The 25,695-nt window shown below is 64.6% G+C and carries 20 protein-coding genes; 15 read left to right on the top strand and 5 right to left on the bottom strand.

All coding sequences use genetic code 11. The features are described 5' to 3' along the window. The first annotated feature begins 386 nt into the window (after nt 1-386). From ABFA30_RS01440 to gcvP, 5 genes are all read left to right on the top strand, one after another. Nucleotides 387-1,388, top strand: a complete 1,002-nt coding sequence (locus tag ABFA30_RS01440; protein WP_225787650.1) for an extracellular solute-binding protein — start codon at nt 387-389, stop codon at nt 1,386-1,388. A 184-nt stretch (nt 1,389-1,572) separates the two neighbouring features. Then, nucleotides 1,573-3,195, top strand: coding sequence for an ABC transporter permease (locus tag ABFA30_RS01445; protein ID WP_368815371.1), 1,623 nt, complete (start codon nt 1,573-1,575; stop codon nt 3,193-3,195). A gap of 124 nt (nt 3,196-3,319) precedes the next feature. Beyond that, complete coding sequence (gene gcvT / locus ABFA30_RS01450) at nt 3,320-4,402, top strand: glycine cleavage system aminomethyltransferase GcvT (RefSeq protein WP_225787648.1); 1,083 nt, start codon at nt 3,320-3,322, stop codon at nt 4,400-4,402. 47 nt (nt 4,403-4,449) lie between these two features. Next, complete coding sequence (gene gcvH, locus ABFA30_RS01455; RefSeq protein ID WP_225787647.1) at nt 4,450-4,833, top strand: glycine cleavage system protein GcvH; 384 nt, start codon at nt 4,450-4,452, stop codon at nt 4,831-4,833. A 77-nt stretch (nt 4,834-4,910) separates the two neighbouring features. Then, on the top strand, nt 4,911-7,784 hold the full coding sequence (gcvP, locus tag ABFA30_RS01460) for an aminomethyl-transferring glycine dehydrogenase (protein WP_253090967.1): 2,874 nt from the start codon (nt 4,911-4,913) through the stop codon (nt 7,782-7,784). Nucleotides 7,785-7,868: 84 nt separating this feature from the next. On the opposite strand, the gene ABFA30_RS01465 is transcribed toward gcvP, so the two are convergent. From ABFA30_RS01465 to ABFA30_RS01475, 3 genes are all read right to left on the bottom strand, one after another. Then, nucleotides 7,869-8,183, bottom strand: a complete 315-nt coding sequence (locus ABFA30_RS01465; RefSeq protein ID WP_225787645.1) for a DUF2388 domain-containing protein — start codon at nt 8,181-8,183, stop codon at nt 7,869-7,871. An 89-nt stretch (nt 8,184-8,272) separates the two neighbouring features. After that, the gene (locus ABFA30_RS01470) at nt 8,273-9,952 is read right to left on the bottom strand and encodes a GspE/PulE family protein (RefSeq protein ID WP_410045091.1); all 1,680 of its coding nucleotides are present in this window, start codon (nt 9,950-9,952) and stop codon (nt 8,273-8,275) included. A 111-nt stretch (nt 9,953-10,063) separates the two neighbouring features. Then, nucleotides 10,064-10,390, bottom strand: coding sequence for a hypothetical protein (locus tag ABFA30_RS01475; RefSeq protein WP_368815373.1), 327 nt, complete (start codon nt 10,388-10,390; stop codon nt 10,064-10,066). Nucleotides 10,391-10,516: 126 nt separating this feature from the next. Between ABFA30_RS01475 and ABFA30_RS01480 the strand changes: the two genes are divergently transcribed. Continuing rightward, a complete protein-coding gene (locus tag ABFA30_RS01480; protein ID WP_368815374.1) occupies nt 10,517-10,987 on the top strand; it encodes an Lrp/AsnC family transcriptional regulator in 471 nt (156 codons plus the stop codon). A 57-nt stretch (nt 10,988-11,044) separates the two neighbouring features. On the opposite strand, the gene ABFA30_RS01485 is transcribed toward ABFA30_RS01480, so the two are convergent. After that, on the bottom strand, nt 11,045-12,412 hold the full coding sequence (locus ABFA30_RS01485) for an inorganic triphosphatase (RefSeq protein ID WP_225787641.1): 1,368 nt from the start codon (nt 12,410-12,412) through the stop codon (nt 11,045-11,047). Nucleotides 12,413-12,559: 147 nt separating this feature from the next. Here ABFA30_RS01485 and argE point away from each other — a divergent pair, with 147 nt between their 5' ends. Together argE and argA are read left to right on the top strand one after the other, a co-directional pair. Next, nucleotides 12,560-13,702, top strand: a complete 1,143-nt coding sequence (gene argE / locus ABFA30_RS01490) for an acetylornithine deacetylase (RefSeq protein ID WP_410045092.1) — start codon at nt 12,560-12,562, stop codon at nt 13,700-13,702. A 124-nt stretch (nt 13,703-13,826) separates the two neighbouring features. Then, nucleotides 13,827-15,125 carry an amino-acid N-acetyltransferase gene (gene argA / locus ABFA30_RS01495; RefSeq protein WP_225787639.1) on the top strand — a complete coding sequence of 433 codons (1,299 nt, stop codon included), beginning with the start codon at nt 13,827-13,829 and terminating at the stop codon, nt 15,123-15,125. An 81-nt stretch (nt 15,126-15,206) separates the two neighbouring features. On the opposite strand, the gene ABFA30_RS01500 is transcribed toward argA, so the two are convergent. Continuing rightward, nucleotides 15,207-16,583, bottom strand: coding sequence for a glutamine synthetase family protein (locus ABFA30_RS01500; RefSeq protein WP_225787638.1), 1,377 nt, complete (start codon nt 16,581-16,583; stop codon nt 15,207-15,209). A 667-nt stretch (nt 16,584-17,250) separates the two neighbouring features. Here ABFA30_RS01500 and ABFA30_RS01505 point away from each other — a divergent pair. The 7 genes from ABFA30_RS01505 to ABFA30_RS01535 all read left to right on the top strand — a co-directional run bounded on the left by ABFA30_RS01505 (nt 17,251) and on the right by ABFA30_RS01535 (nt 25,557). Beyond that, the gene (locus ABFA30_RS01505; RefSeq protein WP_225787637.1) at nt 17,251-18,609 is read left to right on the top strand and encodes a glutamine synthetase family protein; all 1,359 of its coding nucleotides are present in this window, start codon (nt 17,251-17,253) and stop codon (nt 18,607-18,609) included. A 48-nt stretch (nt 18,610-18,657) separates the two neighbouring features. Beyond that, on the top strand, nt 18,658-20,019 hold the full coding sequence (locus tag ABFA30_RS01510; protein WP_253079835.1) for an aspartate aminotransferase family protein: 1,362 nt from the start codon (nt 18,658-18,660) through the stop codon (nt 20,017-20,019). 169 nt (nt 20,020-20,188) lie between these two features. After that, nucleotides 20,189-21,286: a polyamine ABC transporter substrate-binding protein gene (locus ABFA30_RS01515; protein ID WP_410045093.1), complete on the top strand. Its 1,098-nt coding sequence runs from the start codon at nt 20,189-20,191 to the stop codon at nt 21,284-21,286. A 157-nt stretch (nt 21,287-21,443) separates the two neighbouring features. Continuing rightward, the gene (locus ABFA30_RS01520) at nt 21,444-22,538 is read left to right on the top strand and encodes a polyamine ABC transporter substrate-binding protein (protein WP_410045094.1); all 1,095 of its coding nucleotides are present in this window, start codon (nt 21,444-21,446) and stop codon (nt 22,536-22,538) included. A gap of 72 nt (nt 22,539-22,610) precedes the next feature. Continuing rightward, nucleotides 22,611-23,753, top strand: coding sequence for a polyamine ABC transporter ATP-binding protein (gene potA, locus ABFA30_RS01525; protein ID WP_225787634.1), 1,143 nt, complete (start codon nt 22,611-22,613; stop codon nt 23,751-23,753). Then, nucleotides 23,750-24,670: an ABC transporter permease subunit gene (locus ABFA30_RS01530; RefSeq protein ID WP_225787633.1), complete on the top strand. Its 921-nt coding sequence runs from the start codon at nt 23,750-23,752 to the stop codon at nt 24,668-24,670. The genes potA and ABFA30_RS01530 overlap by 4 nt, the downstream gene beginning before the upstream one ends. Then, a complete protein-coding gene (locus tag ABFA30_RS01535) occupies nt 24,667-25,557 on the top strand; it encodes an ABC transporter permease subunit (RefSeq protein WP_225787632.1) in 891 nt (296 codons plus the stop codon). The genes ABFA30_RS01530 and ABFA30_RS01535 overlap by 4 nt, the downstream gene beginning before the upstream one ends. The last annotated feature ends 138 nt before the right edge of the window (nt 25,558-25,695 follow it).

Consider the following 25,695-nt stretch of genomic DNA (forward strand, 5'->3'; position numbering starts at 1 on the left):
AGGACCATGCGTCCGCCGGAGAAATAACCCGCGCCCGTACCGATACAGGTTGCGCCCGTGGTGGTGAGGTCGCCATCGACCGCCTGCCCTTTGCCATCCAGACTCACACGCATGTGCCAGCTCCTTGTGCTTGGTCAAGCCAAGGAACCTAGCAGCTCAGGCTGGGGCTTTTTCCCTGCATGCGGCGCAATAGACGCTTCCTACAAGCAATGCAGAAATTTCCGTCATGCTGTCGCACTGAGTAAAAAGAGCTGGCCTCGACGCCTCTCCGATCTCGTTTCGCTTGTCATGGGTGGGCTGCAACATTCAGTAACCTCTATGCGGGTGAGAGGAAAAATGGGATTCACTACCATTCGTACCTCTAAACCCATCGAGGAGTGCCTTCCATGTTGCCCCGCAAGCCCCTACTGGCCGCCCTGGCCCTGACCCTGTTCGGCGGCACCGCTCAGGCGGCGGACGAAGTGGTGGTGTACTCCTCGCGCATCGACGAGCTGATCAAGCCGGTGTTCGACGCCTACACCGCCGAAACCGGCGTGAAGATCAAGTTCATCACCGACAAGGAAGCCCCGTTGATGCAGCGCATCAAGGCCGAGGGCGCGAACGGCGTCGCCGACCTGCTGCTCACCGTGGATGCCGGCAACCTCTGGCAGGCCGAGCAGATGGGTATCCTGCAGCCGATCAAGTCGGACGTCATCGACCAGAACATCCCCTCCCAATACCGTGCCTCGTCCCATGACTGGACGGGCCTGAGCCTGCGTGCGCGGACCATCGTCTACTCCACCGAGCGGGTCAAGCCCGAGGAGCTGAGCACCTACGAGGCCCTGGCCGACAAGCAGTGGGAAGGCCGCCTGTGCCTGCGTACCGCGAAGAAGGTCTACAACCAGTCGCTGACCGCCACCCTGATCGAGAACCACGGCGAGGCCAAGACCGAAGAGATCATCAAGGGCTGGGTCAACAACCTCTCCACCGACGTGTTCTCCGACGACACCGCCGTGCTCCAGGCCATCGAGGCCGGCCAGTGCGACGTGGGCATCGTCAACACCTACTACTACGGCCGCCTGCACAAGGAGAAACCCAGCCTGCCGGTCAAGCTGTTCTGGCCCAACCAGGCTGACCGTGGCGTGCACGTGAACCTGTCGGGCATCGGCCTGACCAAGCACGCACCGCATCCGGAGGCCGCGAAGAAACTGGTCGAGTGGATGACCGGCGAGCGCGCGCAGAAGCTGTTCGCTGACGTCAACCAGGAGTTCCCGGCCAATCCGAAGGTCAAGCCTTCCGATGAAGTCGCCGCCTGGGGCAGTTTCAAGGCCGACAGCATTCCGGTCGAAGTGGCTGGCAAGCGCCAGGCCGAGGCGATTCGCCTGATGGATCGGGCTGGCTGGAACTAAGCGGCAGGCCTTATCCTTTGGGGCCATTCAGGCCCTGATTCGCGGCGGTTCGGCGCCCCGACAAGCCCGCTCCCACATGGCCGGGTACATCACATTGTGTGATCGACTCGGCCCCTATTGGGCGCGGGCTTGCCGGGGCGCCGAACCGCCGCGATGCGGTCGCCACGTCACCGAGATTTCAGCTTTGTCCCACGCCCCCCAACGCCGCTGGTACCTCCCGGTCTTCCTCATCGCCGCCCTGGTACTCCTGCCCCTGAGCGTCCTTGCGCTCTCGTGGCAATCGATCGACACGCAGATCTGGTCGCACCTGCTCGACACCCAGATGACCCGGTTGCTGAACAACACCCTCACCCTGGTGCTTGGCGTGGGCATCGGCGTGACCTTGCTGGGTGTGAGCCTGGCCTGGCTCACCAGCCTCTGCGAGTTCCCTGGGCGGCGTTGGCTGGACTGGGCACTCATGTTGCCCTTCGCCATCCCGGCCTATGTGCTGGCGTTCGTCTTCGTCGGCCTGCTCGACTTCGCCGGCCCCGTGCAGACGGCGCTGCGCGAGGTATTCGGGCCCATGCGCCTACCGCGGGTACGCTCCACCGGTGGCGTGATCATCGTCCTGGTGCTGGTGTTCTATCCCTATGTCTACCTGTTGGCGCGGACCGCCTTCCTGGCCCAGGGCAAGGGCCTGATGGAGGCGGCGCGGGTCCTGGGCCTGTCGCCGCTGCAGGCGTTCTGGCGGGTGGCCCTGCCGATGGCGCGGCCGGCCATCGGAGCCGGCATCGCCCTGGCACTGATGGAGACCCTGGCGGATTTCGGCGCCGTGGCCGTGTTCAACTTCGATACCTTCACCACGGCCATCTACAAGACCTGGTACGGCTTCTTCAGCCTGTCCAGCGCTGCCCAGCTGGCCAGCCTGCTGCTGCTGGTCGTGATGCTGGTGCTGTATGGCGAGCGCCGTGCCCGTGGTGCGACCCGCATCGGCAACGAGCGACCCCGAGGCCAGGCGCTCTATCACCTGCGTGGCTTCAAGGCGCTGGCGGCCAGTGGCTGGTGCCTGCTGGTATTCGCCTGCGCCTTCGTCATCCCGCTGCTGCAACTGCTGGCGTGGTTCTGGCAGCGTGGCCGGCATGACCTTGACGAGCGTTACGTCGGGCTGGTCCTGCACACCCTTTACCTAGGCGCCATGGCGGCGCTGATCACCGTCTGCGTGGCCCTGCTGCTGGCTTTCGCCCGGCGCCAGGCGCCGACCGGTGGCGTGCGGGCCGGTGTCGGCCTGGCCAACCTGGGCTATGCCTTGCCCGGCTCGGTACTGGCGGTGTCGATCATGCTGGCCTTCAGTTACCTCGACAACCAACTGGTGGTGCCCCTCTCCAAGTGGCTCGGTGGCGCCGGCAAGCCACTGCTGCTGGGAGGTCTCTCGGCGTTGCTGCTGGCCTACCTGGTGCGTTTCATCGCCGTGGCCTACGGCCCGCTGGAAAGCAGCCTCGAGCGCATCCGCCCCTCGCTGCCGGAGGCATCGCGCAGCCTTGGCGTCGGTGGGGCGAGATTGTTTTTCAAGGTGTATCTACCGCTGCTGGTGCCCGGTGCGCTGAGCGCCGCCTTGCTGGTGTTCGTCGACGTGCTCAAGGAAATGCCGGCGACCTTGCTGATGCGTCCGTTCGGTTGGGACACGCTGGCAGTCCGGGTCTTCGAGATGACCAGCGAAGGCGAGTGGGCACGGGCTTCGTTGCCGGCGCTGACCCTGGTGCTGGTCGGCCTGTTGCCGGTCATCGGCTTGATCCGCCGCTCGGCCCGGCGCCCGGGGCACCCTCGCTGAGGGTGCCAGGCTTCGCCCTTGCAGCTACAATGCGCGGCATTCGCTGCAGCGGGCCTTACAAGATCGGATGACGGACAGACGTCGCCACCCACCGCTGCTTCGCCACGCCCGGAAGGAGAAACCCATGGGACAGCGTACGCCTCTGTATGACCTGCACCTGGCGCTTGGCGCCAAGATGGTCGATTTTGGCGGTTGGGACATGCCCCTGCACTATGGTTCGCAGGTCGAGGAGCACCACCAGGTGCGCAGCGACTGCGGCGTCTTCGATGTCTCCCACATGACGGTGATCGACGTCGATGGCGTTGCCGCCACCCCTTGGCTGCAGCACCTGCTGGCCAACGACGTAGCGCGCCTGGACGGCCCCGGCAAGGCATTGTACAGCCCGCTGCTCAACGCGCAGGGTGGCGTCATCGACGACCTGATCGCCTACCGTACCGAAAGCGGCTACCGGCTGGTGGCCAACGCCGCCACCCGCGACAAGGTCCTGGCCTGGCTGCAGGCGCAGAGCGCCGGCTTCGCGGTCGGGTTCGTGGAGCGGCCGGAGCTGGCCATCCTGGCTATCCAAGGCCCCCATGCGCGGGAAAAGGTCGCCGACCTGCTCAGTGCCGCGCGCGCCGCGCTGATCCGCGAGCTGCGCCCGTTCGAGGGCGTCGCCGAGGGCGACTGGTTCATCGCCCGCACCGGCTACACCGGCGAGGACGGCCTGGAAATCATCTTCCCCGGCCAGCAGGCGCCGGCCTTCTTCAACGACCTGGTCGGCGCCGGCATCGCGCCGAGCGGCCTGGGCGCCCGCGACACCCTGCGCCTGGAAGCCGGCATGAACCTCTACGGCCAGGACATCGACGAAAACCATACTCCGCTGACGTCCAACCTGGGCTGGAGCGTCGCCTGGGAGCCGGCCGGGCGCGACTTCATCGGCCGTACCGGGCTGCTGGCGGAAATCGAGCACGGCGTGCAGGAGAAACTGGTTGGCCTGGTGCTCGAGGAGCGCGGCGTGCTGCGTGCCCACCAGGTGGTGCGGGTGGCCGGGATTGGCGAAGGGGAGATCACCAGTGGTAGTTTCTCGCCTACGCTGAGCAAGTCCATCGCCCTGGCGCGCGTGCCCATGGCCACCGGCGATCGCGCCGAGGTGGAGATCCGCGGCAAGTGGTACCCGGTGCGGGTGGTCAAGCCGACCTTCGTGCGCCACGGCAAGATCCTGATCTGAACAATTACCGGCGGGCCGACCGCTGAGCCAATCGAGGAATACAAGACATGAGCAATATCCCCGCCGAACTGCGTTTTGCCGAAAGCCACGAGTGGGCGCGCCTGGAAAGCGATGGCAGCGTGACCGTAGGTATCAGCGACCATGCCCAGGAAGCCCTGGGTGACGTGGTCTTCGTCGAGCTGGCGGAAGTGGGCAAGGTGTTCGCCGCAGGCGACGCCGCGGGCGTCGTCGAATCGGTCAAGGCCGCGTCGGACATCTACGCGCCGGTGGGGGGCGAAGTCATCGCCGTGAACGAAGCGCTGGCGGACAGCCCCGAAGAGCTGAACAACGACCCTTACGGTGCCTGGATCTTCAAGCTCAAGCCAAGCAATCCTGCTGAACTTGACAGCCTGCTGGACGCCGCCGGTTATAAAGCCGCCATAGGCGAGTAAGTTTTCCCACGGTATTGGCGATCCCTTCCTAGACTTATAAGTCTCCATGAGACCTGGTCTAGGAAGAGAGCGTCGCCATGTCCCAGTCGCCATCCCTGAGTCAACTGCAAGAGCTCAACCCCTTCCTGCATCGTCACCTGGGGCCTGACGCCTCGGAGCAGAAGGCCATGCTCGACGCCCTCGGCGTCGCCAGCCGCAGCGAACTGATCGAGCAGACCGTCCCGCCAGGCATTCGCTTCGATCGCCCTCTCGACCTGCCGCCCGCCCTGGATGAACAGGCAGCACTGGCCAGGCTGGCCGAGTACGCCGGGCAGAACCAGGTCTGGACCAGCCTGATCGGCATGGGCTACCACGGTACCGTCACGCCGACCGTCATCCTGCGCAACGTGCTGGAGAACCCAGGCTGGTACACCGCCTATACGCCCTACCAGCCGGAGATCGCCCAAGGGCGTCTGGAGGCGCTGCTGAACTTCCAGCAAATGGTCATCGACCTCACCGGCCTGCCCCTGGCCAACGCTTCGCTGCTCGACGAGGCGACGGCCGCCGCTGAGGCCATGGCCCTGGCCCGGCGCGTGGCCAAGAGCAAGAGCAACGCATTCTTCGCCGACGAGCACTGCCATCCGCAGACGCTCTCGGTGCTGCGCACCCGCGCCGAGGGTTTCGGCTTCGAACTGATCGTCGACTCCGTGGATAACCTGGGCCAGCACTCGGTGTTCGGCGCCTTGCTGCAATACCCCGACACCCATGGCGAGGTGCGCGACTTGCGGCCACTGATCGACCAGTTGCACGGCCAACACGCCCTGGCCTGTGTCGCCGCGGATATCCTCAGCCTGGTGGTGCTCACGCCGCCAGGCGAACAGGGTGCCGACGTGGTGCTCGGCTCGACCCAGCGCTTCGGCGTGCCCATGGGCTACGGTGGCCCTCACGCGGCCTATTTCGCCTGTCGCGACGAGTTCAAGCGGGCCATGCCAGGGCGCATCATCGGCGTGTCCCGCGATGCCCGTGGCAATACCGCCCTGCGCATGGCCCTGCAGACCCGCGAGCAGCATATCCGCCGTGAGAAGGCCAACTCGAACATCTGCACCGCCCAGGTGCTGCTGGCCAACATCGCTGGTTTCTACGCGGTCTACCACGGCCCCGAGGGGCTGCGACGGATCGCCCAGCGGGTGCACCGGCTGACCTTCATCCTCGCCGCCGGGCTGGAGGCCAAGGGCATCAAGCGGCTGAATGCGCACTTCTTCGACACGCTGACCCTCGACGTGGGCGGCACCCAGGCGGCCATCATCGAGAGCGCCGAGGCTGCGCACATCAACCTGCGCATCCTCGGCCGTGGCCACCTGGGCGTCAGCCTCGACGAGACCTGCACGGAAAAAACGGTGCTACGCCTGTTCGACATCTTCCTCGGCGTCGACCACGACCTGGACATCGCCGAGCTGGACCACAAGGCCCTGCCCGAAGGCATTCCCGCAGCTCTGGTGCGCCGCACACCTTTGCTCGAGCACCCGGTGTTCAACCTGCACCACAGCGAAACCGAGATGCTGCGTTACCTCAAGCAACTGGAGAACAAGGACCTGGCGCTGAACCAGTCGATGATCCCGCTGGGTTCCTGCACCATGAAACTCAACGCCACCAGCGAGATGATTCCCATCACCTGGCCGCAGTTCGCCCAGTTGCACCCCTTCGTGCCAGAGGCCCAGGCCCAGGGTTACAAGGCGATGATCGACGAGCTGGAACGCTGGTTATGCGCCATCACCGGTTTCGATGCCATCTGCATGCAGCCGAACTCCGGTGCCCAGGGTGAATACGCCGGGTTGATGGCGATCACCCGCTATCACCGCAGCCGCCACCAGCCCCAGCGCACCTTGTGCCTGATCCCGTCGTCGGCCCATGGCACCAACCCGGCGTCGGCGCAGATGGCGGGGATGGAGGTGGTAATCGTCGAGTGCGACGACGACGGCAACGTCGATATCGACGATCTCAAGGCCAAGGCCCATGCCGCCGGGGACAGGCTTTCCTGCCTGATGATCACGTATCCGTCGACCCACGGTGTGTACGAGGAAGGTATCCGCGAGATCTGCGAGGTGGTCCACCGGCAGGGGGGACAGGTCTACATGGACGGCGCCAACCTCAATGCCCAGGTCGGCCTGGCGCGGCCGGCGGACATCGGCGCCGACGTCTCGCACATGAACCTGCACAAGACCTTCTGCATCCCCCATGGCGGTGGTGGCCCAGGCATGGGGCCGATCGGCGTGCGCGCCCATCTCCAGCCATTCGTCGCCAGCCACCCGGTGGTACCGGTTCCGGGCCTGGACCCGAACAACAGCGCGGTCAGCGCCGCACCCTGGGGTAGCGCCAGCATCCTGCCGATCAGCTGGATGTACATTGCCATGATGGGGCCGCAACTGGTCGACGCCAGCGAGGTGGCGATCCTCTCGGCCAACTACCTGGCCAGCCAGCTGGGCGGGGCTTTCCCGGTGCTCTATCGTGGGCGCAACCAGCGCGTGGCCCACGAGTGCATCCTCGACCTGCGGCCGTTGAAGGCGCTGACCGGCATCACCGAGGAAGACGTGGCCAAGCGCCTGATGGACTACGGCTTCCATGCGCCGACCATGTCGTTCCCGGTGCCGGGTACCTTGATGGTCGAGCCGACCGAGAGCGAGTCCAAGGCCGAACTGGACCGTTTCGTCGAGGCCATGCTGGCGATCCGCGCCGAGATCGGCGAGGTGCAAGAGGGCAACTGGCCCGCCGAGGACAACCCGCTCAAGCATGCGCCGCATACCCTGGCCGACGTGCTGGCGCCGTGGGAGCGGCCATACAGCCTGGAGCAGGGCGTTGCGCCCAGCGCTCACGTGCGCCAGCACAAGTACTGGCCGGCGGTGAACCGGGTCGACAATGTGTATGGGGACAGGAACCTGTTCTGTGCGTGCGTGCCGGTGGAGGCGTATCGCTGAGGGATTGGCTTTGGGGCTGCAAAGCAGCCCCAGGATTACAACGCGCCTACAGGGTGAGCGACCTCGAAGCTCGCCCGAGGAGGTTTATTCGACGACGGCATTCTTGGCCAGGATCGCGTTGGCCAGTTCCATGTCGCTGGCTTGCACACCCGGATTGTCGGCACGCACCTGGCGGATCGCCGCCTCCAGGAACGGCCCGCGGATCGCGCCGTCGCTGGCGACGAAGCTGCCGGCGTCGTCCTGGGCGGCAACGATCAGCTTGTGGTCCTTGAACGTCAGGTAAGTCGATGCCGTGGTCGCGCCTGACGAGATGATATTGCGCCAGAAGGTGTCGGCCAGGGCAGAGCCAAAGGGTAACGAGAGCAGGGCAGTGACTGCGATGGCGGTTTTAAGACGCATGATGGTTTCACCTCGGTTGGTGAGGGCTGTGGATGACCGCTTTGAGCGTGTCGCGATGACGTAAGTTCCCTGTATACAAGGGGTTTTCCTCAGGAACAGACCCGTAGCACTTCCGCTGGGCTGGTCAGGCCGCGAGCCACTTTTTCGTCCCCGCAGCGCCGCAGATCGCGCAGTCCCTCGGCCAGGGCCAACTGGCGCAAGGCGGCGAGGTCCGTGCCGGGGCCGATGCTGGCGCGCAGGCGCTCGCCCGGCAGCAGCAGCTCGAACAGGCCGGTGCGGCCGTGATAGCCGGTGCTCCGGCAGGTCCGGCAGGAGGCTGCCCCGTGCTGGGCACTGCCCCGGCAGTCCTGGCATAGGGTGCGTACCAGGCGCTGGGCCATGACGCCGATCAGGGTGGCCTTGATCAGGTAGTCGGCTACGCCAAGCTCCTGCAGGCGGGTCACTGCGCCGCAGGCATCGTTGGTGTGCAGGGTCGAGAGCACCAGGTGCCCGGTGAGGGCGGCCTGGACTGCGACCTGGGCGGTCTCGCGGTCGCGTATCTCGCCGATCATGATGATGTCTGGGTCCTGGCGCAGCAGGGCGCGCACGCCATTGGCGAAGCCCAGGTCCAGCGCAGGCTGGACCTGCAACTGGTTGAAGGCTGGCTCCAGGCGTTCGATGGGGTCTTCGATGGTGCACAGGTTGACCTGCGGCGTGGCCAGTTGCTTGAGGCTGGCATAGAGCGTGCTGGTCTTGCCCGAACCGGTCGGGCCGGTGACCAGGATGATGCCTTGGCGCTGGCGCAGCAGGGCCTGCCAGCGTTGCAGCAGTTCGCCATCCAGGCCCAGGTTGTCGAAGTCTTCGTGCAACTGTTGCGGATCGAACAGGCGCAGCACCAGTTTCTCGCCGAAGGGCGTCGGCAGGGTGGACAGGCGCAGTTCCACTTCGCTTCCACCGGGCAGGCGGCTTTTCAGGCGGCCGTCCTGGGGGCGGCGTTTTTCGGCTACGTCCATGCGCCCCAGGTGCTTCAGGCGGCTGACCAGCGCCAGGATGACCCCGGCGGGGAAGGCGTAGACGGTGTGCAGCAGGCCGTCGATGCGATAGCGCAGGCGGCCCTGCTCGCGGCCGGGTTCGAGGTGGATGTCGCTGGCGCGCTGCTCGATGGCGTACTGCAGGATCCAGTCGACGATGTGCGCGATATGGGCATCGTCGACGCTGGCTTCGGCCTGGCGCTTGCCAAGCTCCAGCAGTTGCTCCAGCTCCCCCAGGCCAGTGGCCTGGTATTGCGCGCCCTGTACCGAGTGGGCCAGGCGCACGAAGGTCTGGCCCAGTTGGCGGATCTGCACCGGGTTGGCCAGCACGCGACGGATCGGCTTGCCCAGGCTGCGGGCCAGGTCGATTTCCCAGTCGCGCTGGCAGGGTTGTGCGCTGGCCACGGTGACGCCGTGTTCATCGACCGCCACGGCGAGGATGCCATGGCGCTGGGCGAAGGCAGGGGAGATCAGCCCGGCGACCTGCGACAGCTCCAGTTGCAGCGGGTCGAGGCGCAGGTAGGGTTGGCCCACCTTGCCGGCCAGCCACTGGCCCAGGCTGTCCAGGTCCAGGCGCTGGCCGGGCTGCTGGCGATCGTCCAGGGCCAGGCTGGCGAGGGTTTCCAGGGGATGTTCGTCGGGGTGGCTGGCGGCCCGTTCGAGCACGCGCATGACGTCGTTGGCGTCCAGGCGTCGCTCGGCCAGCAGGGCGTCGAGCAGGCGATTAAGGTCCAGGGCATGGTGTTGGTCGGTATACATGGCGGCGTCCGTGCCAGGTGTAGGTGTCCTGGGGAAGGCTAGCCGGGGGGAAGCAGATGCGCGCTGGCAAAGGGTTTCCGGATCTTGCGGCACGGGCCTTGCGCGATGAGTTCAGCCTGCCGCGAGTTCGACCATCTTCGGCATGTTCTCCAGGCTGACGTCACCCACGCACACCAGGTTGCGCAGCTTCTGCGCGATCACCTCGGCCCGGTGCCAGCTCAGGCCGTCGACGCCCACTTCGATGTCGAGCAGGTCATCCCGCTGGTTGACCTGGACGCGATGTGGCGTGAGGAACTGCAAGGCGAACAGGTTGAGCACCCGGCACAGGCTGTCTGGCTCGGCTTCGGCCTGCAGGCGGTAGTGCACGGTGCAGTGGACGGCGCTGGCGGCCCAGGTGTCGGTGCGGTGCGGGGTATCGGGCCGTTCGAGTGCGTTCATGCCGGTCTCCATCGGTGAGGGAGAAATTCTTGCACGCCTTAGCGGGTATTTTTTCGCTATGATCCCATCAATTTGCCTATTGGGCAGATAGATCTATTCGCCATTAGGCAGATTGGAGAATCATTCATGCAAGGTGAGCTGGACGCCTACGACCGACGCATCCTGGCGCTGCTGCAAGAAGACGCCTCGCTGTCCAGCGCGCAGATTGCCGAGCGCGTGGGCCTGTCGCAATCGCCGTGCTGGCGGCGTATCCAACGGCTCAAGGAGGAAGGGGTGATCCGTGGCCAGGTGACCCTGCTCGATCGCAAGAAGGTCGGCCTGAACACGCAGATATTCGCCGAAGTGAAGCTCAACGCCCACGGGCGCTCCAACTTCGCCGAGTTCACCGAGGCGATCCGGGGCTTTCCAGAGGTGCTGGAGTGCTATGTGCTGATGGGGTCGGTGGACTTCCTGCTGCGCATCGTGACCTCGGACATCGAGGCTTACGAGCGTTTCTTCTTCGAGAAACTGTCGAATGTGCCGGGGATCCAGGAAGTCAACTCGATCGTCGCGTTGTCGGAGATCAAGTCCACGACCAGCTTGCCGCTGGGGCGGTGATGCCGCCAGTTGGGACTGCAAAGCAGCCCCAATATCGCTTCGGCGGCCCCGGGTGGCTCAAGCCTTGAGCAGGTGCTTCCAGGCGCGGCTCTTGTCCACCAGACGTGCCTGCTCGACGCGGGCTTCCAGCAACTCATCCGACAGTGGCCGTTCGGCCAACTGGTGCAGCTTGTTCAGCTCACCATAGAGACGGTCCAGCTGCGGCGCCTCGACCACCTGGCGGGCATGGTGCAGCCAGGCCTGCAGGCGCTCGATACGAGGCAGTTGCTCGGCCAGGTCTTCCGGGCGCTGGGCATACAGTGGCAACTGCAGGGCGCGGGCTTCCTCGGCGAGCAGATGCAGCAGCCAGCTGGCCAGTTGCGCCTTGCCCTGGCGCTCGCCGCGGCCGGTGCGTTCGGCGGTCCAGGCGCGAGCCAGCAGCCAGCGCGAGGTCTCCAGGGAGAACTGGCCCCAGCGGGTGTCTTCCAGCTCCTCGGCGAACTGCTCCGGGGCGGCGCGGCGCACGTCCTCGTCGTCGTTGCCGGCGTGTACCAGTGGACGCCAGTCTTCCAGCAGGGCATCGAGGCTGGTGCGCAGGGTGCGGGTGCTGGCCCGTGGCGCAGCCTGGCCCAGGCTGCCGACCAGGGCACGCAGTTCGACCAGGCAGCCGACCCAGTCCTGCAGCAGGCGCCAGTGGCCGTTGTGGCGGTATTGCTCGGCCAGGCGCTGGCTGCTGCCCAGCAACTGCCAGGCGAGGGCGGCGAAGGCGTCGTCCAGCGCCATCTCGGCGTCCAGCTGGGTGCTCGGCAGGCTCAATTCGTAGCTATCGGGCTCGAGCAAGCGGTAGCCGCGCTCGGCCTTGCTGATGTCGCAAGGCATCAGCGGCAGGCTGGCGGCCAGCTCCGCCGCGAGCTCCAGCAGGGCTTCGGGGGCGCCTTCACGCAGTTCCAGCTCCAGTTCGCTGATCGCTTCCTTGCGCTTGCCGGCGATGACGAAACCCTGGTCGAGGGCGGCCTCGATCACCACCTTGGCCTTGCCGCGGCCCCAGGCGATCTCGGCGTATTCGCGGGTGAAGTCGGTGGTGAACAGCGGCTTGATGGTCTTCTTGTCCAGGTCGGCCAATTGCGCCGGCCAGCAACTGTCGTCGAGCTTCTTCAGGTCGAGCTTGACCTTGTCCAGGTACCATTCGTACTCGTTGCGCTCGGACAGGCCGGCCACGCTCTGGCCACGGCACTTGAGGGTCTGGATGATCACCTCGCCGTCGCGGCGCAGGCGCAGGGCGACGCGGGCGGCGGCGAGGTCGCGGGCCGGGGTGTCGAAGTACTGGTTGAGCAGCTCGCGGGTCTGCCAGCCGGACTTGTTGCGCTTTTTCAGCAAGGGGTGCTCGCGCAGCGCGGCGAGGGTTTCGCGGCTGGCACGGAGCTTGAGTTCGGTTTCTTTGTGCATCGCAGGCTCGAAGGAGAGGGCATCGTTGCCAGGCAGTTTACAGGAGTCGCTTGCGCACTGTGGGTTTACTGCTGGGGGCGGGCCGTCAGCTTGCCCGGGGACGGGCGTGCGTTGCTATGATGGGCAACGATTCCGAGGAGAACGTGCATGCCCTTGCCGTCGCTGAAAGACCAGTTCGCCGCCCTGATCGCCGCCCCCTCGGTCAGTTGTACCCAGCCTGCGCTGGACCAGTCCAACCGCCAGGTCATCGATCTGCTGGCCAGCTGGCTGGGCGACCTGGGGTTCGCCTGCGAAATCCGCCAGGTCACGCCGGGCAAGTTCAACCTGCTGGCCAGCCGTGGCAGCGGCCCGGGCGGCCTGGTGCTGGCCGGACACAGCGATACCGTGCCTTGCGACCCGAATTTGTGGGCCAGCAACCCGTGGACGCTGACCGAAGTCGATGGCCGTTGGATAGGCCTGGGCAGTTGCGACATGAAAGGCTTCTTCGCCCTGGTCATCGAGGCGGTCAGGCCCTTGCTGGAGCATGGCTTCAAGCGACCGCTGCTGATCCTCGCCACCTGCGACGAAGAAAGCTCCATGTCCGGCGCCCGCGCCCTGGCCGAGGCCGGGCAGCCTCTGGGGCGTGCGGCAGTGATCGGCGAGCCTACCGGCCTGCGGCCGATCCGCATGCACAAGGGGATTCTCATGGAGCGCATCGAGGTCCTTGGTCGCAGTGGCCACTCGTCGGACCCGAGCCTGGGCCGCAGCGCCCTGGAAGCCATGCATGCGCTGATGGGCGAGCTGATGGGGCTGCGCCAGCAATGGCAGCAGACCTATCGCAACCCGCAGTTCACGGTACCGACGCCGACGATGAATTTCGGTTGTATCCACGGTGGCGACAACCCCAACCGTATCTGCGGCCAGTGTGCCCTGGAGTTCGATCTGCGCCCCTTGCCGGGCATGGACGCCGAGCAGTTGCGTGCGGCGATCCGCGAGAAGCTGGTGCCGGTGGCGGAGCGTTTCGAGGTGCAGATCGACTATGCGCCGCTGTTCCCCGAGGTGCCGCCGTTCGAGCAGGCCGCCGATGCCGAGCTGGTGCAATTGGCCGAACGTCTGACCGGCCATCGCGCCGAAGCGGTGGCCTTCGGCACCGAAGCGCCTTATCTTCAGCAACTCGGTTGCCAGACCATCGTGCTCGGTCCCGGTGACATCGCCTGCGCCCACCAGCCGGGCGAATACCTGGAAATGTCACGAATCGAGCCTACCGTACGTCTATTGCGTGACCTGATCCGGCATTATTGCCTGAGCTAAACGCCCATTGACCTGATTCGTTCCTGCCTAGAGGAGAGCGCGCGTGACCGCAAGCCTGTTCCGACGATGATTTTGAACCGCGTCCGTTTCGCCGTTCTCCGTTCACTTATCCACAGGCCCCGTCATGCCCGAATACGTCAACTGGCTACGTCATGCCTCCCCGTACATCAATGCCCATCGCGACTGCACCTTCGTGGTCATGCTGCCCGGCGATGGGGTGGCGCATCCCAATTTCGGCAACATCGTCCATGACCTGGTGCTGCTGCACAGCCTCGGCGTGCGGCTGGTGCTGGTGCATGGCTCTCGTCCACAGATCGAGAGCCGCCTGGCCGCCCGCGGGTTGACCCCGCACTACCACCGCGGCATGCGCATCACCGACGCGGCGACCCTCGAATGCGTGATCGATGCGGTGGGCGCCCTGCGCATCGCCATCGAGGCGCGCCTGTCCATGGACATGGCGGCGTCGCCCATGCAGGGCTCGCGCCTGCGGGTGGCCGCCGGCAACCTGGTCACCGCCCGGCCGATCGGCGTGCTCGAAGGGGTCGACTATCACCACACCGGCGAGGTGCGGCGGATCGACCGCAAGGGCATCAACCGCCTGCTGGACGAGCGCTCCATCGTGCTGCTGTCGCCCCTGGGCTATTCGCCCACCGGCGAGATCTTCAACCTGGCCTGCGAGGACGTGGCGACCCGCGCCGCCATCGAGCTGGGAGCCGACAAGCTGCTGTTGTTCGGTGCCGAGTCGGGCCTGCTCGACGAGCACGGCAAGCTGGTGCGCGAGCTGCGTCCGCAGCAGGTCGCACCGCACCTGCTGCGCCTGGGCAGCGACTACCAGGGCGAGTTGCTGGACGCTGCGGCCGAGGCCTGCAAGGGCGGCGTGGCGCGCAGCCATATCGTCAGCTATGCCGAGGACGGTGCGCTGCTCACCGAGCTGTTCACCCGTGATGGCGGCGGCACCCTGGTGGCCCAGGAGCAGTTCGAGATCGTCCGCGAGGCGTCGATCGAGGATGTCGGCGGCCTGCTGGAGCTGATCAGCCCGCTGGAAGAGCAGGGCATCCTGGTGCGGCGTTCGCGCGAGGTGCTGGAGCGGGAGATCGAGCAGTTCAGCGTGGTCGAGCGTGACGGCATGATCATCGCCTGCGCGGCGTTGTACCCGATCGCCGATTCCGAGGCGGGGGAGTTGGCGTGCCTGGCGGTGAACCCGGAGTATCGCCATGGTGGGCGGGGGGACGAGTTGCTCGAGCGGATCGAGAGCCGGGCGCGCAAGCTTGGGCTCAAGACCTTGTTCGTGCTGACGACCCGTACCGCCCACTGGTTCCGCGAGCGTGGCTTCGCGCCCAGTGGCGTGGAGCGGCTGCCGGCGGCGCGGGCGTCGCTGTACAACTACCAGCGCAATTCGAAGATCTTCGAGAAGCCCCTGTAAGTAGCCTGTAGCGCGGTTTCTGTGTGGGGGCGGCCTTGTGTCGCGAAAGGCCGCTCCCACATCTGGGGGCGGCGTTTTCGTTTACACGGTATGCAGGTACCAGTTGTACTCGAGGTCGGAGATCGAATGCTCGAACTCCTCCAGCTCGCTCTCCTTGCACGCGACGAAGATGTCGATGTACTTCGGATCGATGTACTTGTTCAGGATCTCGCTGTCGTCCAGCGTACGCAGGGCATCGCGCAGGTTGTTCGGCAGGCTCTGCTCCAGCTGCTCGTAGGCGTTGCCTTCGATCGGAGTGCCTGGGTCGACCTTGTTGGTCAGGCCATGGTGCACGCCGGCCAGGACAGCGGCCATCATCAGGTACGGGTTGGCGTCGGCGCCGGCCACGCGGTGCTCGATGCGCACGGCGTCCGGGGTGCCGGTCGGCACGCGCAGGGCCACGGTACGGTTGTCCAGGCCCCAGCTCGGCGCATTCGGCACATAGAACTGCGCACCGAAGCGGCGGTAGGAGTTGACGTTCGGGCAGAGGAACGCCATGGACGCGGGCAGGGTCTCGAGCACACCGCCGACCGCGTGACGTAGCGCGGCGTTCTGCTCGGGATCCTCGCTGGTGAAGATGTTGTTGCCATCCTTGTCCAGCACGGAGATGTGTACATGCAGGCCGTTGCCTGCCTGGCCCGGGTAGGGCTTGGCCATGAAGGTGGTGTCCATCTCATGGTCGTAGGCGATGTTCTTGATCAGGCGCTTGAGCAGCACCGCGTAGTCACAGGCCTTGAGCGGGTCGGCGACGTGGTGCAGGTTGACCTCGAACTGCGCCGGGGCGCTTTCCTTGACGATGGCGTCGGCCGGGATGCCTTGTTCCTTGGCGCCTTCGAGGATGTCCTGGAGGCAGTCGGCGTATTCGTCGAGGTCGTCGATCAGGTAGACCTGGGTCGACTGCGGGCGCTTGCCGGAGATCGGCGAGCGCGGCGGCTGCGGACGGCCATTCACGTTCTCCTGGTCGATCAGGTAGAACTCCAGCTCGAACGCCGCGCAGATGGTCAGGCCCATGTCGGTGAACTTGCTCACCACCTGGCGCAGCACTTCGCGCGGGTCGGCGAAGAACGGCTCGCCTTCGAGCTCGTGCATGGTCATCAGCAGCTGGGCGGTGGGGCGCTTCTGCCAGGGTTCGTTGGACAGGGTGCCGGGGATCGGGTAGCAGATGCGGTCGGCATCGCCGATGTCCAGGCCAAGGCCTGTGCTCTCGACGGTGGAACCGTTGATATCCAGGGCGAAGAGGGAGGCGGGCAGGTTGATGCCTTTCTCGTAAACCTTGTGGAGGCTGGTGCGTTCGATGCGTTTGCCACGCACCACACCATTCATATCTGCAATCAGAAGGTCAACGTAGAGAACCTCGGGATGTTCCTTAAGGAACGCGTTCGCTTCGTTAAGCTGAACGGCACGCGGGGGTACCGACATGATGCAACACCTTTGTTGTTAAAAATATCAATCAAGGGGGGCTTGCAAGCCCAGTCAATCCGAAAGACCAGGTGAAGTCAAGCCAGCCCCATGATGCCCTGAAATGGCACATCGACGGCAGATTTGCTGCATATAGGGGCGTGCCATTATCCGCTATTTTGCCGTGGAAGGGCTATCTCGGGCTTAACGTGTTTTATTTTTTACAGAGGTGTTGTGTAAAAAAATGAACAAGGCTAAGCTCGGTCTCAACCCAGAACACAATAATACGAGGGTCACATGGTCCGCCTGCCGCGACCTGAAAGCGCCGCCTGCGCCGCGCAGTCAGGTATTTCCGTCACTTGCCGCAAGGGCTTCGCACGCATCGCCGATCGCGTGGGCGCTCTGGCCGCAATAATTGACGGCGGGTACAGCCCATCCTCCTTTCGTAGCAGTTTACTGCACGCTTTTTCGCTCATCTGCCCTTCGAGTTCTGCCCGGACGCACTCCACTGGCGTGTATCCACTGTCGTCCTGCGCGGGGGTTTTTGCTTTAGCAATCCACTCCATCCAGAATCAAGGCACGGGTCTGCCGCGGCCGTTCGGGTCGCACGGCAACCCCCTTGACCGACGCCAGGCGTCAGCGGCGCCCGGCTTTCGCCGGCCGGGCCACATTACCTCCTGAGGTATTTATGAGTAACAACCTCGACCAGCTCACCGATTGGTTGAAAGAGCACAAGATCACCGAAGTCGAATGCCTGATCAGCGACCTGACCGGCATCACCCGCGGCAAGATCTCGCCTACCAACAAGTTCATCGCCGAAAAAGGCATGCGCCTGCCCGAGAGTGTCCTGCTGCAGACCGTGACCGGCGACTACGTCGACGACGACATCTATTACCAACTGCTGGACCCGGCCGACATCGACATGATCTGCCGCCCCGACGAGAACGCGGTGTTCCTCGTGCCTTGGGCGATCGAGCCGACCGCCCAGGTGATCCACGACACCTACGACAAGAAGGGCAACCCGGTCGAGCTGTCGCCGCGCAACGTGCTCAAGAAGGTCCTCAAGCTCTATGCCGACAAGGGCTGGCAGCCGATCGTCGCGCCGGAGATGGAGTTCTACCTGACCAAGCGCAGCGAAGACCCGGACTTCCCGCTGCAACCGCCGGTGGGCCGCTCCGGTCGTCCGGAAACCGGGCGCCAGTCGTTCTCCATCGAGGCCGCCAACGAATTCGACCCGCTGTTCGAGGACGTCTACGACTGGTGCGAGCTGCAGCAGCTGGACCTCGACACCCTGATCCATGAAGACGGCACGGCGCAGATGGAGATCAACTTCCGTCATGGCAACGCCCTGCACCTGGCCGACCAGATCCTGGTATTCAAGCGCACCATGCGCGAGGCCGCGCTCAAGCACAACGTGGCGGCCACCTTCATGGCCAAGCCCATGACCGGCGAGCCGGGCAGCGCCATGCACCTGCACCAGAGCGTGGTCGACGTCGCCACCGGCAAGAACATCTTCGCCAACGAGGACGGCAGCATGAGCGAGCTGTTCCTCAACCACATCGGCGGCCTGCAGAAGTTCATTCCCGAGGCGCTGCCGCTGTTCGCCCCCAACGTCAACTCGTTCCGCCGATTCCTGCCAGACACCTCGGCACCGGTGAACGTCGAATGGGGCGAAGAGAACCGCACCGTCGGCCTGCGCGTACCGGACGCCGGCCCGCAGAACCGCCGCGTGGAGAACCGCCTGCCGGGCGCCGACGCCAACCCCTACCTGGCCATCGCCGCGAGCCTGCTGTGCGGCTATATCGGCATGGTCGAAGGCATCGGTGCCAGCGCGCCGGTCCAGGGGCGGGGCTACGAGCGGCGTAACCTGCGCCTGCCGCTGACCATCGAGGATGCGCTGGAGCGCATGCAGAACTGCCGGGCCCTGGACCAGTACCTGGGCAAGAAATTCATCACCGGCTATGTCGCCACCAAGCGGGCGGAACATGAAAACTTCAAACGGGTAATCAGCTCCTGGGAGCGCGAGTTCCTGCTGTTTGCCGTCTGATCAACCCTGGGGCCGCAGGAGCGCGGCTGTCGGATAACGGAGAAGCACATGAGCGTCAACAACCCGCAAACCCGTGAATGGCAAACCCTGAGCGGTGAGCACCACCTGGCTCCCTTCAGCGACTACAAGCAGCTGAAGGAGAAGGGGCCGCGCATCATCACCAAGGCCCAGGGCGTGCATTTGTGGGACAGTGAGGGCCACAAGATCCTCGACGGCATGGCGGGCCTGTGGTGCGTGGCGGTCGGCTATGGCCGTGAAGAGCTGGTGCAGGCGGCCGAAAAGCAGATGCGCGAACTGCCGTACTACAACCTGTTCTTCCAGACCGCCCACCCGCCGGCGCTGGAGCTGGCCAAGGCGATCACCGACGTGGCGCCCAAGGGCATGACCCATGTGTTTTTCACCGGCTCCGGCTCCGAGGGCAACGACACCGTGCTGCGCATGGTGCGCCACTACTGGGCGCTCAAGGGCAAGCCGGGCAAGCAGACCATCATCGGCCGGGTCAACGGCTACCACGGCTCCACCGTGGCCGGCGCCAGCCTCGGTGGCATGAGCGGCATGCACGAGCAGGGCGGCCTGCCGATCCCAGGCATCGTGCACATCCCGCAGCCGTACTGGTTCGGCGAAGGGGGCGACATGACTCCGGACGAATTCGGGGTCTGGGCCGCCGAGCAGTTGGAGAAGAAGATCCTGGAAGTCGGCGAGGACAAGGTCGCCGCCTTCATCGCCGAGCCGATCCAGGGGGCTGGCGGTGTGATCATCCCGCCCGAGACCTACTGGCCGAAGATCAAGGAGATCCTCGCCAAGTACGACATCCTGTTCGTCGCCGACGAAGTGATCTGCGGTTTCGGCCGCACCGGCGAGTGGTTCGGCTCCGACTACTACGACCTGCAACCCGACCTGATGACCATCGCCAAGGGCCTGACCTCCGGTTACATCCCCATGGGCGGTGTGATCGTGCGTGACACCGTGGCCCAGGTGCTCAGCGAGGGCGGCGACTTCAACCACGGCTTCACCTACTCCGGTCACCCCGTGGCGGCCGCGGTGGGCCTGGAAAACCTGCGTATCCTGCGCGACGAGAAGATCGTCGAGCGTGCCCGCACGGAAACGGCACCCTATTTGCAAAAGCGTCTGCGTGAGCTGCAGGACCACCCGCTGGTGGGCGAGGTACGCGGCCTGGGCCTGCTCGGCGCGATCGAGCTGGTCAAGGACAAGGCGACCCGCAGCCGCTACGAAGGCAAGGGCGTGGGCATGATCTGCCGTAATTTCTGCTTCGAAAACGGCTTGGTCATGCGTGCGGTGGGCGACACCATGATCATCGCACCGCCTCTGGTGATCAGCCGTGAGGAGGTCGACGAGCTGGTGGAAAAGGCGCGCAAATGCCTGGACCTGACGCTCGAAGCGGTCCGGTGACCGCCTGCTACGCTAGCGAAGTGACATTAAGCGGTTACAAGGCCCTGCTTTCCTTGAAACAGCGCCTTGTAACTTGCCAGACTAGCGGCTGTTTCAGTCGCCCAGCGCTGCACCGTGGGATCTTGGCTGCTGAACAGATGGCTTGATAATAAATTCTGGAGCATTACGCATGAAGAAAATGGGCAAGACGCTGCTGGCCACGGCCCTGATGGGTGTCATGGCGACCGCTGTTCAGGCTGACGACAAGGTGCTGCACGTCTACAACTGGTCGGACTACATCGCCCCGGAAACCGTGGCCAAGTTCGAGAAGCAGAGCGGCATCAAGGTGGTCTACGACGTCTTCGACAGCAACGAGACCCTCGAAGCCAAGTTGCTGGCGGGCAAGTCCGGCTACGACGTGGTCGTGCCATCGAACAACTTCCTGGCCAAGCAGATCAAGGCCGGCGTCTACCAGGAGCTGGACCGCTCCAAGCTGCCGAACTGGAAGAACCTCGACGAAGACCTGCTCAAGGCCGTCGGTGATGCTAGCGACCCGGGCAACAAGTACGCCTTCCCCTACATGTGGGGCTCCATCGGCATCGGCTACAACCCGGAGAAGGTCAAGGCCGCGCTGGGCGTGGACAAGATCGACTCGTGGGATGCCGTGTTCAAGCCGGAGAACATCGCCAAGCTCAAGAGCTGCGGCGTGAGTTTCCTCGATGCTCCGACCGAGATGATCCCGGCGGCCCTGCACTACCTGGGCAAGCCGACCGACAGCAAGGACAAGCAGGACCTGAAGGCCGCCGAGGAGCTGTTCCTGAGCGTCCGGCCGTCGATCACCTACTTCCATTCCTCCAAGTACATTTCCGACCTGGCCAACGGCAACATCTGCGTGGCCGTCGGCTACTCGGGCGACTTGGAGCAGTCCAAGGCCCGTGCCCACGAGGCCGGTGACAAGGTCAAGCTGGAATACGTCATTCCGAAGGAAGGCGCCGGTACCTTCTATGACATGGTCGCCATCCCCAAGGACGCCACGAACGTCGAAGGCGCCTACAAGTTCATGGACTTCCTGATGCAGCCGGAAATCATGGCCGAGATCACCAATGCCGTGCGCTTCCCGAACGGTAACAAGGCGGCCACCCCGCTGGTGGACAAGGAAATCTCCGGCGACCCGAGCATCTACCCCTCGGATGACGTGAAGAAGCAGCTGTATGCGATCAGCGACCAGGATGCAGGCACCCTGCGTCTGATCACCCGCAGCTGGACGAAGATCAAGTCGGGCAAGTAAGCCCGTCGCGGGCCCTCTGGGCCGGGGCTTCCCGGCCCAGAGGCGATGTGAGGCAAATAAGTTTGCGGCATCGATGCCGCGAAGGTAAGTTGCGCGCCGGTTTTGCGTGTACGGCCGCTTCGCGCCGTCACAGGCACTGATTGAGAGGACCACCCACTTGTCTATTTCCATATTTCGCAAGGCCATGATGGCTGGAGCGGGTCTGACGCTGGCATTCGGCGTCCAAGCAGCGCCTACGGTGCACATCTACAACTGGTCCGACTACATCGGCCCGACGACCCTTGCCGACTTCCAGAAGGAAACCGGTATCGCGGCCAAGTACGATGTCTTCGACTCCAACGAAACCCTGGAAGGCAAGTTGCTGGCCGGCCGTACCGGCTACGACGTGGTGGTGCCGTCCAACCATTTCCTCGGCAAGCAGATCAAGGCGGGCGCTTTCCAGAAGCTCGACAAGAGCCTGCTGCCCAATTATTCCAACCTGGATCCGGTGCTGATGAAGCGCCTCGAGAAGAACGATCCGGGCAACCAGTACGCCGTGCCTTACCTGTGGGGCACCAACGGTATCGGCTACAACGTCGAGAAGGTCAAGGCCGCGCTGGGCACCGACACGATCGACTCCTGGGCGGTGTTGTTCGAGCCGCAGAACATGGAAAAGCTCGCCAAGTGCGGCGTGGCCTTCCTCGATTCGGCCGACGAGATGCTGCCGGCGGTCCTCCAGTACCTGGGCCTGGACCCCAACAGCACCGACCCCAAGGACTACCAGAAGGCCGAGGAGAAGCTCCTGGCCGTGCGTCCCTACGTGACCTACTTCCATTCTTCCAAGTACATCACCGACCTGGCCAACGGCGACATCTGCGTCGCCGCCGGCTTCTCCGGCGATGTATTCCAGGCCAAGGCCCGCGCCGAAGAGGCCGGCAAGGGCGTGAAGCTGGCCTACGCCATTCCCAAGGAAGGCGGCAACCTCTGGTTCGACGTGCTGGCCATCCCCAAGGATGCCAGCAACGCCAAGGAGGCCCATGCCTTCATCAACTACTTGCTGAAGCCTGAGGTTATCGCCCAGGTCAGTGACTACGTCGGTTATGCCAACCCCAACCCCAAGGCTGGCGACCTGATGGACCAGGATGTGAGGACTGACGCTGCGGTTTACCCACCGCAGGAAGTACTGGACAAGATGTTCGTCAATGCCGAGTTGCCACCCAAGGTACAACGTTTGATGACCCGCAGCTGGACCAAGGTCAAGTCGGGCAAATAACAATCCAGAGCCGCCGCGCGCCCTGCAGCGACAGGGTGTGCGGGCATAAAAATCTTGTTGGGAGTTTCATTCATGGCAGTTGCCTCCGGAGCCTATAAGAAAGCCCTCGAGGGTAGCCAGCAGCCCAAGCAGGTGCTGGTCAAGATCGATCGGGTCACGAAAAAGTTCGACGAAACGGTAGCTGTGGACGATGTGTCCCTGGAAATCAGCAAGGGCGAGATCTTCGCCCTGCTGGGTGGCTCCGGCTCCGGCAAATCGACCTTGCTGCGCATGCTGGCGGGCTTCGAGCGCCCGACCGAAGGGCGGATCTTCCTCGATGGCGTCGACATCACCGACATGCCGCCCTACGAGCGGCCGATCAACATGATGTTCCAGTCCTACGCCCTGTTCCCACACATGACCGTGGCGCAGAACATCGCCTTCGGCCTGCAACAGGACAGGATGCCCAAGGCCGAGATCGACGCCCGCGTGGCCGAGATGCTCAAGCTGGTGCACATGACCCAGTACGCCAAGCGCAAGCCGCACCAGCTCTCCGGTGGCCAGCGCCAGCGTGTGGCCCTGGCCCGTTCGCTGGCCAAGCGGCCGAAGCTGTTGCTGCTCGACGAACCCATGGGCGCGCTGGACAAGAAGCTGCGCTCGCAGATGCAACTGGAACTGGTCGAGATCATCGAGCGGGTCGGCGTGACCTGCGTGATGGTGACCCACGACCAGGAAGAGGCCATGACCATGGCCCAGCGCATCGCCATCATGCACCTGGGCTGGATCGCCCAGATCGGCTCGCCGGTGGACGTCTACGAGACCCCGACCAGCCGTCTGGTCTGCGAATTCATCGGCAACGTCAACCTGTTCGAGGGTGAAGTGGTCGACGATGCCGAGGGCCACGCGCTGATCGCCTCGCCGGAGCTCGAGCGCAACATCTATGTGGGCCATGGCGTCACGACCTCGGTCGAGGACAAGCGCATCACCTATGCCCTGCGGCCGGAGAAGCTGCTGGTCACCACCGAGCAGCCGACCTGCGAGCACAACTGGTCGCGCGGCAAGGTCCACGACATCGCCTACCTGGGCGGCCACTCGGTGTTCTACGTGGAGCTGCCCACCGGCAAGGTCGTCCAGTCGTTCGTCGCCAACGCCGAGCGCCAGGGTACCCGGCCGACCTGGGGCGACGACGTGTACGTCTGGTGGGAAGACGACAGCGGCGTGGTACTGCGCTCATGAACATCCGCAAGCTCAAGCGAGCACTCAACAAGGTCACCCCGCAGGGGCGCCACCTGGTGATCGGTGTGCCGTTCATCTGGCTGTTCCTGTTCTTCATGCTGCCGTTCTTCATCGTCCTGAAGATCAGCTTCGCCGAAGCCGACGTGGCGATCCCGCCCTACACGGAGATCTACAGCTACGTCGAGGACAAGGTGCAGCTGGTGCTGAACCTGGCCAACTACGGCTTGCTGACCGAGGACGAACTGTACATCTCGGCCTACCTGGGCTCGTTGAAGATCGCTTTCTTCAGCACCCTGCTGTGCCTGTTGATCGGCTACCCCATGGCCTACGCCATCGCCAATGCACGCAAGGAAACCCAGACCGTACTGTTGCTGCTGATCATGATGCCGACCTGGACCGCGATCCTGATCCGCGTCTATGCCTGGATGGGCATCCTCAGCAACAACGGCTTGCTCAACAGCTTCCTGCTGTGGCTCGGGGTGATCGACCAGCCGTTGCAGATCCTCAACACCAACCTGGCGGTGTACATCGGCGTGGTCTATTCGTACCTGCCGTTCATGATCCTGCCGTTGTACGCCAACCTGGTGAAGCACGACCCAAGCCTGCTCGAGGCCGCGTCGGACCTGGGTTCGAGCACCTTCAACAGCTTCTGGAAAATCACTGTGCCGCTGTCGAAGAACGGCATCATCGCCGGCTGCATGCTGGTGTTCATCCCGGTGGTGGGCGAGTTCGTCATCCCCGAGCTGCTCGGCGGCCCGGAAACCCTGATGATCGGCAAGGTGCTGTGGCAGGAGTTCTTCAACAACCGTGACTGGCCGGTGGCGTCCGCCCTGGCGGTGGTGATGCTGGTGATCCTGATCGTGCCCATCCTCCTGTTCAACCGCAGCCAGGCCAAGGAAATGGAGGGCAGGGCATGAAGCGTTTCAGTTTCTCCACATTGATGCTGGTGCTCGGCTTGCTGTTCATCTACCTGCCGATGCTGATCCTGGTGATCTACTCGTTCAACGCCTCCAAGCTGGTGACGGTCTGGGGCGGCTGGTCGGTGAAATGGTACGTCGGCCTGCTCGACAACTCCCAGCTGATGGGTTCGGTGATGCGCTCGCTGGAGATCGCCTGCTACACCGCGGTCGCCGCGGTGGCGCTGGGGACCCTGGCGGCGTTCGTGCTGACCCGGGTGACCCGCTTCAAGGGCCGCACGCTGTTCGGCGGCCTGGTCACCGCGCCGCTGGTGATGCCCGAGGTGATCACCGGTCTGTCGTTGCTGCTGCTGTTCGTGGCCATGGCCCAGATGATCGGCTGGCCCCAGGAGCGTGGCATCGTCACCATCTGGATTGCCCACACCACCTTCTGCGCGGCCTATGTGGCGGTGGTGGTGTCGGCGCGCCTGCGCGAGCTCGACCTGTCCATCGAGGAAGCGGCCATGGACCTGGGGGCCAAGCCGTGGAAGGTGTTCTTCCTGATCACCATCCCGATGATCGCCCCGTCGCTGGCGGCGGGCGGCATGATGTCGTTCGCCCTGTCGCTGGACGACCTGGTACTGGCCAGCTTCGTGTCCGGTCCGGGCTCGACCACCCTGCCGATGGAAGTGTTCTCTGCCGTGCGCCTGGGCGTGAAGCCTGAGATCAACGCGGTGGCCAGCCTGATCCTGCTGTCGGTATCGCTGATGACCTTCCTGGTCTGGTATTTCAGCCGCCGCGCCGAAGAGCGTCGCCGCCGGGCGATCCAGCAGGCGATCGAGGAGAGTGCCGCCGGCGAGTGGCGCCAGCCAGAGGGCCAGCGCCCACCGGCTGCGGCATCCGCCTGATCCACTTCCTGGGGCCGCTTCGCGGCCCCAGGATGACAACGTCCCCGCCTGACTGCCCCACCTCGCCTCGAACACACCGCCCCAGTGCTGTTTATCGAACCCTGATCTACGCTAATAGTCGCATCCCTCGAATCATTG

It is taken from the genome of Pseudomonas sp. HLMP, assembly GCF_046365545.1.
Lineage (GTDB): Bacteria > Pseudomonadota > Gammaproteobacteria > Pseudomonadales > Pseudomonadaceae > Aquipseudomonas > Aquipseudomonas guariconensis_B.

What these genes read in the sequence shown, in the direction of transcription:
- ABFA30_RS01440 (WP_225787650.1), top strand. Translation starts at nt 387, where the DNA reads ATGTTGCCCCGCAAGCCCCTACTGGCCGCCCTGGCCCTGACCCTGTTC.
- gcvT (WP_225787648.1), top strand. Translation starts at nt 3,320, where the DNA reads ATGGGACAGCGTACGCCTCTGTATGACCTGCACCTGGCGCTTGGCGCC.
- gcvH (WP_225787647.1), top strand. Translation starts at nt 4,450, where the DNA reads ATGAGCAATATCCCCGCCGAACTGCGTTTTGCCGAAAGCCACGAGTGG.
- gcvP (WP_253090967.1), top strand. Translation starts at nt 4,911, where the DNA reads ATGTCCCAGTCGCCATCCCTGAGTCAACTGCAAGAGCTCAACCCCTTC.
- ABFA30_RS01465 (WP_225787645.1), bottom strand. Translation starts at nt 8,183, where the DNA reads ATGCGTCTTAAAACCGCCATCGCAGTCACTGCCCTGCTCTCGTTACCC.
- ABFA30_RS01470 (WP_410045091.1), bottom strand. Translation starts at nt 9,952, where the DNA reads ATGTATACCGACCAACACCATGCCCTGGACCTTAATCGCCTGCTCGAC.
- ABFA30_RS01475 (WP_368815373.1), bottom strand. Translation starts at nt 10,390, where the DNA reads ATGAACGCACTCGAACGGCCCGATACCCCGCACCGCACCGACACCTGG.
- ABFA30_RS01480 (WP_368815374.1), top strand. Translation starts at nt 10,517, where the DNA reads ATGCAAGGTGAGCTGGACGCCTACGACCGACGCATCCTGGCGCTGCTG.
- ABFA30_RS01485 (WP_225787641.1), bottom strand. Translation starts at nt 12,412, where the DNA reads ATGCACAAAGAAACCGAACTCAAGCTCCGTGCCAGCCGCGAAACCCTC.
- argE (WP_410045092.1), top strand. Translation starts at nt 12,560, where the DNA reads ATGCCCTTGCCGTCGCTGAAAGACCAGTTCGCCGCCCTGATCGCCGCC.
- argA (WP_225787639.1), top strand. Translation starts at nt 13,827, where the DNA reads ATGCCCGAATACGTCAACTGGCTACGTCATGCCTCCCCGTACATCAAT.
- ABFA30_RS01500 (WP_225787638.1), bottom strand. Translation starts at nt 16,583, where the DNA reads ATGTCGGTACCCCCGCGTGCCGTTCAGCTTAACGAAGCGAACGCGTTC.
- ABFA30_RS01505 (WP_225787637.1), top strand. Translation starts at nt 17,251, where the DNA reads ATGAGTAACAACCTCGACCAGCTCACCGATTGGTTGAAAGAGCACAAG.
- ABFA30_RS01510 (WP_253079835.1), top strand. Translation starts at nt 18,658, where the DNA reads ATGAGCGTCAACAACCCGCAAACCCGTGAATGGCAAACCCTGAGCGGT.
- ABFA30_RS01515 (WP_410045093.1), top strand. Translation starts at nt 20,189, where the DNA reads ATGAAGAAAATGGGCAAGACGCTGCTGGCCACGGCCCTGATGGGTGTC.
- potA (WP_225787634.1), top strand. Translation starts at nt 22,611, where the DNA reads ATGGCAGTTGCCTCCGGAGCCTATAAGAAAGCCCTCGAGGGTAGCCAG.
- ABFA30_RS01530 (WP_225787633.1), top strand. Translation starts at nt 23,750, where the DNA reads ATGAACATCCGCAAGCTCAAGCGAGCACTCAACAAGGTCACCCCGCAG.
- ABFA30_RS01535 (WP_225787632.1), top strand. Translation starts at nt 24,667, where the DNA reads ATGAAGCGTTTCAGTTTCTCCACATTGATGCTGGTGCTCGGCTTGCTG.